Raw genomic sequence first — 8,421 nt, 5'->3', positions numbered from 1 at the left:
CATCCAGGACGCGGTCACCTCATTGGCCTGGTACGCCGAGCTCGGCCGCCGCCACGAGCTGCTGTCCGGTGTGGTGCCGCAGATCTCGATCATCCTGGGCAAGTGCGCCGGCGGTGCGGTGTACTCGCCGATCCAGACCGACCTGGTGGTCGCCGTCCGCGACCAGGGCTACATGTTCGTCACCGGGCCCGACGTCATCAAGGACGTCACCGGCGAGGACGTCAGCCTCGACGAACTCGGCGGGGCGGACTACCAGGCCCGCTACGGCAACATCCACCAGGTGGTCGACTCGGAGAAGGCCGCGTTCGCCTACGTGCGCGACTTCCTGGAGTTCTTGCCGCCCAACACTTTCGACGACGCACCCGTGATCAATCCCGGCTTGGAGCCGGAGATCACCCCGCACGATCTGGAACTGGATGCCCTGGTTCCGGACGCCGACAACATGGCCTATGACATGCACGAGATCCTGATCCGGATCTTCGATGACGGGGACTTTCTCGACGTGGCCGCTCAAGCCGGTCAGGCGATCATCACCGGCTTCGCCCGGGTCGACGGCCGCCCGGTGGGCGTCGTGGCCAATCAGCCGATGCACATGTCCGGCGCCATCGACAACGAGGCGTCCGACAAGGCGGCCCGGTTCGTCCGGTTCTGCGACTCGTTCAACGTGCCGCTGGTGTTCGTCGTCGACACCCCCGGCTTCCTGCCCGGTGTGGAGCAGGAGAAGAACGGAATCATCAAGCGCGGTGGCCGTTTCCTCTATGCGGTGGTGGAGGCCGACGTCCCGAAGGTGACGCTGACCATCCGTAAGTCCTACGGCGGGGCGTACGCGGTGATGGGCTCCAAGCAGCTCACCGCCGACCTGAACTTCGCCTGGCCCACCGCCCGCATCGCGGTGATCGGCGCCGATGGCGCCGCCCAGCTGCTGGTGAAGCGTTTCCCCGACCCCACCGCCCCCGAGGTGCAGAAGATCCGCGCCGACTTCATCGAGGGGTACAACCTCAACATGGCGATTCCCTACATCGCCGCCGAACGCGGATTCATCGACGCGGTGATCGAGCCGCACGAGACCCGGCTGCTGCTGCGCAAGTCCATGCGGCTGTTGCGGGAGAAGCAGATTCAGCGGGTCCAGCGCAAGCATGGGCTCATCCCCATCTAAGGAGTGCTCGATGCGCACCAGTGAAGCCACCCGTGCGGCCGGCGCGGCGATCGGTGAGTTCGGCAGCGTATTCATGCTGCACCCGCAGACCTTCGCCGGCAGCATCGCCGCCGGATACACCAACCCGTTGGCCGGATATGTCGCCGGCCGCGGCGGTGTGCTGGGCGAAGCCACCGGTGCCACGGTGGCGTCGATCTTCGCCATTTTCGAGCCCGGTATGACAGCGGCGCTGTGGGACGAAGGCGTCGCTGTGCGCGGAGCGGCCGGTGCGGCCGAGGTGTATTGGAACCAGCTGGCCGAGTTCGCCCGGAGCTACCTCAGCGGTGCCGAAGGGCTAGCCCGCATTGCGGAGCTGGGGGAGAAGATCATCACGGCGACAACGGGTTCCGGCCTGCCGATGTACGTGGGCTGGCGGACGATGCCGCTGGCGGACGATGCACCTGCCCGTGCGGCGCAGGTGATGTTCGTGCTGCGCGAGTTGCGCGGAGATGTTCACCTGAATCTGCTCAGCGCGTCCGGGGTCAGCCCGGTCGAGGCGCACATGCTGGGCCATGACGAGAACTACACCCGGATGTTCGGCTGGTCCGAGCCGTTCGCTGACGGGGCGGATAAGAAAGACCGCTACGCCGAGGTGGAGGAGGCCACCAACCGGCGGATGACCGAGATCCTCCACGCTGCGCTCACTGCTGCGGAGATCGACGAACTGGCCCGCTTGAGCACGTCTGCACTGGCGGCGCTGAAAGCCGCCCTCCCGGCGTAGGCCCGGTTTTCTGATGCCGATCGCTGATGGACAGGTATTCGCCGGCTACACCATCTTGGGCACGCTGGGCACCGGCGGCATGGGCGAGGTGTATCTGGCCGAGCACCCGCGGCTGCCGCGGCGCGATGCCCTGAAGGTTCTGGGCACCAACGTCAGCCACGACGATGAGTACCGGCAGCGGTTCAACCAAGAGGCCGAGATGGTGGCCACTCTTCACCACCCCAACATCGTCACCATCTACGACCGCGGCGACTGCGACGGACAGTTGTGGATCGCCATGGAGTACGTCGACGGCACCGATGCATTCCGCCTGCTGACCGAGACCTATCCCGACGGCATACCGGCCGCCGAGGTGGCCCGAATCGTCACTAGTGTGGCTGATGCGCTGGACTACGCGCACGCCCGAGGACTGCTGCACCGCGACATCAAGCCGGCCAACATCCTGCTCGGCTGCAGTGAGTCCGACCGAGTCATGTTGGCCGACTTCGGTGTTGCCCGCTGGGTCGGTCAACCCAGTAACCTGACCGGCGTCGACGTGACGGTCGGCACCGTCACCTACGCCGCGCCCGAGCAGCTCAAGGGCGAGGAGATCGACGGCCGCGCCGATCAATATGCGCTGGCCGCCACCGCTTTCCATCTGCTTACCGGCCATGCGCCGTTCACCAACACCAATCCGGCGGTGGTCATCACCCAGCACCTCACCGCCAAGCCCCCGGTGATCGGCGAGGAGCGCCCGGATTTGACCGCCCTGGGGCCGGTCTTCGCCACGGCGCTGTCCAAGGATCCCGCCGACCGCTTCGACCGGTGCGCTGACTTCGCCACGGCCATGCGAAACGCACTGTCCCCGAACGGTTTGGGTCATCCCGGCCAGCATCGCAAAGTCGTCGCGCCGCCGCGATCACGCCGTCGCGCCGCCGCAGCGCTCGGTGCTGTGTTGCTGGTCGGCGTAGTCGGCACCGCGACCGCCGTCCTGCTGAAACAGCGCAACGGCAAGGCCGAATCGACGAGTTCGGCCGGTCTCACCACAGCGCCGCCGCCCGCTGTGTCGGCACGGATGGACCTTCCGGTGGTCGTTCTCGGGGCTGATTGCGCGGTGCTGGGAGCCGCCGCGGTGACCCAGAGCGGCTCGCCCGCCTACTGTGCTCGCGACCCGTACGCCGTCGACGAGACCGTCTGGTCGCTGCAATCCGAGCGGTTGCGTACCGCGACATCGGCGCCGGCGTTGCCTGCGGCCGATTCGGCGTTGCCTGCGGCCGATTCGGCGTTGCCTGCAACCGATTCGGCGGGGTCGCCGGTGCCCTGATCCGATGATTGCGCGGCAATTCCGATCCAGCGCCCCGCCAACGTCGATACCATCCACTCACCTCGGCCCATTCGGGATTGAGAGGTGTTTCGTGGAGGGTTGGAACCTATGTCTTCGAACACGGCTGCCGACATTGTCGACAAGCTCGGTGGCTCGGCGAACATCGAGAGCCTGACGCACTGCGCCACCCGGCTGCGGTTCCAGCTCCGGGACGCCTCGGGCGTCAACCAGTCGGCTCTGGAGTCGGTGTCCGGGGTGATGGGCGCAGTGCCCCAGGCCGGTAACCGCTATCAGGTGGTCATCGGCGGCGGCGTGCAGACGGTCTACAACCAGATCCAGGCACTGCCCGGCATGGGTGGCGGCGCCGCCGCAGCCGATGCGGACGCTATCAAGGCCGCCGCGCGGGCCAAGGGCCCCCGCGGCAAGTTCGCCTGGCTCGACTCGTTCTTCGAGTTCCTGTCCGACTCGTTCCGTCCCCTTCTCGGTGCGCTGCTGGGCGCCTCGCTGTTCATCACGTTCATGGCCCTGATGAGCACGCTCAAGGTCATCCCCAACTGGGCTGACCCACGTGTCGAACTCGCACCGTCGTGGCAGTTCGTCAACCTCTGCTGGCAGAGCGTGTTCGTGTTCCTGCCGCTGATGGTCGCGTACAACGCCTCGAAGAAACTCGGCGCCGATCCATGGGTCGGGTTCGCGATCATGGCGGTGGTGATGCTGCCCGGCTTCGCCGCGCTCAAAGAAGTCGCTCAGCCCCAGAACGTTTTTGGTTCCCAGGTCGACGTGGTCCAGATCTTCGGCGTTCCGCTCACTATCTTCAATTACAGCTCACAGGTGTTCCCGCCGTTGCTGATGGCCGCGGTGCTCGGGGTGCTCTACAAATTCCTCAAGCGGGTCATCCCCGAGAACGTGCAGCTGATCTTCGTGCCGTTCCTGTCGATGCTGATCATGATCCCGCTGACGGCATTCCTGATCGGTCCTCTCGGTGTCTACGCCGGTGCCGGTCTGGCCAACATCCTGAAGTCGATCAACGACTTCTCGCCGTTCATCTTCGCCGTGCTCGTGCCACTGGCTTACCCGTTCATGGTGCCGCTGGGCCTGCATTGGCCGATCAACGCCATCATGCTGCTGAACATCCAGACCCTGGGCTACGACTACATCCAGGGCCCGATGGGCGCATGGAACTTCTCCTGCTTCGGGGCGACCGCCGGCGTGCTGTACCTGGCCTGGCGTGAGCGTGACAAGCAGATGCGTCAGACCGCGACCGGCGCCCTGGCGGCCGGTCTACTCGGCGGTATCTCCGAGCCGTCCCTGTACGGAATCCACTTGCGGTTCAAGCGGATTTACCCGCGCATGTTGGTGGGCTGCCTGGTCGGCGGCCTGATCATCGGTATCGGTGGCGGTGTGACGACCAAGGCCTTCGTGTTCACCTCACTGCTGACGATCCCGGCGTTCAGCAACATGGGCCTATACGCCGTGGCGGTGCTGGCGGCGTTCTTCACCTCGATGATCCTGGTGATCCTGTCCGGCTACCGCACCCCGGAGCAGGCCGCCGCCGCGGCGGCCGCCGGTGTGCCGGTCGCTGATCTGGAGAGCCCGATGGGCGCGGCGAGCGCCGACACCCTGGTGGCCGCCGCGGCCACCAAGGCGGCCGGCGAAGCCGGTGTGGCCACCGACATCGTCTCGCCGCTGGCGGGCACCGTCGTCGCCCTGAGCGACGTCCCGGACCCCGTCTTCGGAAAGGGCATCATGGGCCCGGGTGTGGCGATCGAGCCGTCCGGCGACACCGCCTATGCACCGGGATCCGGGACGGTGATTGCGGCCCAGCCCACCGGCCATGCCTTCGGCATCCTGCTCGACAGCGGCGTGGAGGTGCTGATCCACATCGGCATCGATACCGTGAAGCTGAAAGGAACCGGGTTCGACGTCAAGGTCGAGAAGGGCCAGAAGGTCACCGCCGGAACGCCGCTGGTGACGTTCGACCGCAAGGTTATTCAGGACGCCGGTTACCCGTTGATCACCCCGATCGTGGTGCTCAATTCCAAGAAGTTCGGCGGGGTGGAGGCGGTTGCCGGTGGGCAGGTCGCGGCCGGCGATCCGATTCTCACCATCGCGCCGGCGCCGCAGCCCGCCGAGGCGGGGTTGTAGCGGCAGGCCGACCGTTTGAAACCTCAGTCGCCGACGCGTAACCGGCTGAGGCCGTCGAGCACCATCTGCAGAGCGAACTCGAATTCCTGATCGACGGTCGTCGGTCGCCAGTGCGCCTGCTTGACCGCGGCGGTCGCCGGGAAGCGGCTGAGGTCCATGTCGTGGATGGCCTTCCGGAAAGCCTCGCGGTCGGCGGCCGTGGTCTCCCGCTCCCCGCCGAATTGGATCGCGAAGCCCAGGATCAGATGCGCGATCATCGCGCCCGTCCGTGCGGCCACCGTCACCTCGAAGCCGCCGTCGATCAGAACGGCGAGCGTGCGTTCCCGAACGGCCGCCGAGTTCGGCCCGACGGGGGTGTGATCGGCGAGCAGCAATGCCGTCTGCCGGTGCCGACTGAACGCCCCGAAAATGTCGTGGGCGATCTTCTCGCAGCCCTGCCGCCAGTTCAGGCCGCGGAAATTCTCGGTATCGACGTCGACCTCACCCAGCACCCGGTCGATGACGCTCTGCACCAGGGCCGCCCGGGTGGGGAAATGGCGGTAGAGCGTTGCGGTACTGGAGTTGAGGTGCTTGGCCAGGGACCGCATGGAAAGTGCCCCCAGGCCCTGCTCGTCGATGACCTGCAGGGCCGCATCGACGATGCGATGGACCGGAATCGGGGGGCGGCCCGGGGCGCGAGGCACTGCGGCACCGTCGCCCCGCTGTGCACCAGTCATGGCACTAGTGTCACCTGTTGTTCCGCCTTGACTCCCAAGGCCCCTTAACGACAGCATCGTTGCCGTAATGCCAGGCTAGGGCGTGAGTCGCAGATTGTCGACGCGGGGGCTTCCGATGAGTGTGTCCGGCACCGTCCCGCAGATACAGGAACTCATGCCGCAACTGGCCGCCGAACTTGAGGCGGCGATGGCCCGGTACGAACTCAGGCCTTGATCCGGATCTGTCCCGGTGACCACAGTCCACTGCGAACCGCGCTGCCCAACTCAAGTTCCGCCGGCGGCGCGTCGACGATGGTGTCGAACTTGCGCAGCGAACCCCAGTCCCGGCCCCAGTCATCCGACAGGTACGTCGCCATCACGTGCGCTCGCAGCAATAGATCGCTGATCCCCAGAAGCCCGCCGTTGCGGCCGTCTTCCCAGGAGTCGGTGTCATTCTTCTTGGCCAGGTAGTCCGGCGTGATGCGGTACTTCGGCACCTGCGTGACACCGTTGGAGTGCAGCATCGGCTGCTGGCACGGGAAGGCCAGTCCCACCGCCCAGTCCATCAGCACCGGTTGGGTGGAACCCACGTACTCCTGCACGGTCTGCAACTCCGGCACCCGCGGCGGTGTCACCGCCACCCAGTCGCCCAGGGACAGTGACTTGTCCTCGGCGACGATGCGCACCGCAGTGGCGTCGGCTGGAATCTCCGACCGGGGAAAGCGCAGATTGCGCCACGACGGCGCAGGCCCCAGGTCGTAGGGCATCACCCGCCCGGCCGCCACCAGGCCGTCAGGTCCGGGTCGCCCGTACTCCAACTCCACGGTCTGACCGTCGGTGAACGAGTTGAGCACACTGTTGCCGGCGATGGTTCCGGCCGCGGTCACTACCACCAACGGACGGCCCTCGTCATTCGGTGGCAACTCGTACCAGGCTGAGGTGAGCAGGCTCTGCTGCTGACCGGTGTCGACGTAGCTCCCCGCCATCGGCACCCGCGTCGGATCGAGCTTGTACGGCAACGGAATACGGGACCCGTTGACGCCAGGCTTGCTGAGCTTGAACGGCCCTTCCCAGTCATGGTCGATGCCCGGAGTGGGATTGTTGACCCGAATCGCCTCGGCAACAATCTTTTCCGGCACCCCATTAGCGGTGAAGCCGGCCGGATTCTCCCCGCCGATAGCACCCAGGGGGCCGTAGTCGCCGGGCAGCGGGGTCAGGAAGCCCGCGTTGGCGTCGGGTTCGACGAGCACGTTGTCGGCCAGTCCGCAGCCGCCGGCAAACGCCCGGATGTTGGCCAATCCGTTGGAGTAGGTGGGGTACTGACGGATGATCCCGGTGATCATCGACGCGAAGAACACCACCACCATGAACCCGGCCGCCAACGGGATCGGTGCCGCCGTGATCACCCCTGTGCCCCGCCCTTCGCCGTGCCGGCGGGCCGTGATGTGCAGCCATGCGGTGTAGAGCGCCGACAGCACGAACAGCCCCAGGAACACGGCACTGACGCTGATTCCGCCGAACTCGGGTATTGAGTTGTTGAACGGGATCCCGTAACTGGACACATACCACCAGCCGTTGGTGGTGGCGAAGGTCAGGGCGAGTACAAACAGCACGGCGGTGACGACGGTCATCCGGTTTCGGGACCAGCGCAGCACCGACTGCGAGACCAGAACGGTCGCCAGTGCGGCCACCGCGGCGCCGACAGCCGCAAACAATCCGAAATGGTGCACCCACTTGGTGGGGGTGAACATCAGGGTGAACATGGTCGCGAAGATGACACCCATCAACCGCCACGCCGGACCGCGTGCGACGCCGGGAATTCGCTTGCGCCGCAACATCACGAACATCGCGATGAACAACGACAAAGCGGTAATCAGGAAACCGAACCGGCGCGACAGCGACCCGTCCACGGTAGGCAGGATCAGGTAGAAGTACCGCAGGTTCTCGGTGTACCACTCCTGGCTCGGGCCGATCTCGGTGCGGATCCGGGTGGCCTCAAGCACCGTCGCCAGAGTCTGGTCGGCGAAGACCACCGTCAGAATCACGGTGCCGGCGGCCAACAGGGGTGCCACCAACGGCCAGGTGCCCACCACGGCGCGGCGGCGCATCAGGATCCGCAAGATCGGCCGGCCTCCGGCGATCAGCGCGGCGACCGCGATCAGGCCGGTCGGTTGGATACCGAGGGTGAACGCGGCGGTGATGATGGCCAGCGCAAAAGGGGTCAGTCGGCCCGAAGTGATGGCCCGTTCGATCAGCACGTAGGTGATCAGCGCGCCGGTGGTGATCTGCCCTTCCGGTCGCAGGCCGTTGTCGAACGGCATCCACGCCGCCAACAGCACCAGGCCGGCCGCCCACAAGGCGG

Annotated in this window: 6 protein-coding genes; 4 read left to right on the top strand and 2 right to left on the bottom strand. The window is 66.3% G+C overall.

Translation table 11 applies throughout. The features are described from left to right. The 4 genes from ADBZ6I_RS13905 to ADBZ6I_RS13890 form a co-directional block, all read left to right on the top strand. Positions 1-1,156 (top strand): acyl-CoA carboxylase subunit beta (locus tag ADBZ6I_RS13905; protein WP_526384803.1); only part of this gene is annotated, 1,156 nt, incomplete at its 5' end. A gap of 10 nt (positions 1,157-1,166) precedes the next feature. Beyond that, positions 1,167-1,916 (top strand): SCO6745 family protein, encoded by a 750-nt coding sequence (locus ADBZ6I_RS13900; RefSeq protein ID WP_526384801.1) that lies wholly within the window; start codon positions 1,167-1,169, stop codon positions 1,914-1,916. A 13-nt stretch (positions 1,917-1,929) separates the two neighbouring features. Next, the gene (locus ADBZ6I_RS13895) at positions 1,930-3,219 is read left to right on the top strand and encodes a serine/threonine-protein kinase (RefSeq protein ID WP_526384799.1); all 1,290 of its coding nucleotides are present in this window, start codon (positions 1,930-1,932) and stop codon (positions 3,217-3,219) included. 108 nt (positions 3,220-3,327) lie between these two features. Continuing rightward, a complete protein-coding gene (locus tag ADBZ6I_RS13890) occupies positions 3,328-5,364 on the top strand; it encodes a glucose PTS transporter subunit IIA (RefSeq protein ID WP_526384797.1) in 2,037 nt (678 codons plus the stop codon). Positions 5,365-5,387: 23 nt separating this feature from the next. On the opposite strand, the gene ADBZ6I_RS13885 is transcribed toward ADBZ6I_RS13890, so the two are convergent. Then, on the bottom strand, positions 5,388-6,080 hold the full coding sequence (locus tag ADBZ6I_RS13885) for a TetR/AcrR family transcriptional regulator (protein ID WP_526384795.1): 693 nt from the start codon (positions 6,078-6,080) through the stop codon (positions 5,388-5,390). A 203-nt stretch (positions 6,081-6,283) separates the two neighbouring features. Continuing rightward, a partial coding sequence (locus ADBZ6I_RS13880; RefSeq protein WP_526384793.1) for an arabinosyltransferase C-terminal domain-containing protein occupies positions 6,284-8,421 on the bottom strand: 2,138 nt, incomplete at its 5' end.

Source organism: Mycobacterium sp. (genome assembly GCF_044342925.1).
Lineage (GTDB): Bacteria > Actinomycetota > Actinomycetes > Mycobacteriales > Mycobacteriaceae > Mycobacterium.
This window is presented reverse-complemented; position numbering and strand designations above follow the sequence as displayed.

Bases quoted from the DNA above. Each gene is read 5' to 3' on its own strand.
- ADBZ6I_RS13900 (WP_526384801.1), top strand. From the start codon at position 1,167: ATGCGCACCAGTGAAGCCACCCGTGCGGCCGGCGCGGCGATCGGTGAG.
- ADBZ6I_RS13895 (WP_526384799.1), top strand. From the start codon at position 1,930: ATGCCGATCGCTGATGGACAGGTATTCGCCGGCTACACCATCTTGGGC.
- ADBZ6I_RS13890 (WP_526384797.1), top strand. From the start codon at position 3,328: ATGTCTTCGAACACGGCTGCCGACATTGTCGACAAGCTCGGTGGCTCG.
- ADBZ6I_RS13885 (WP_526384795.1), bottom strand. From the start codon at position 6,080: ATGACTGGTGCACAGCGGGGCGACGGTGCCGCAGTGCCTCGCGCCCCG.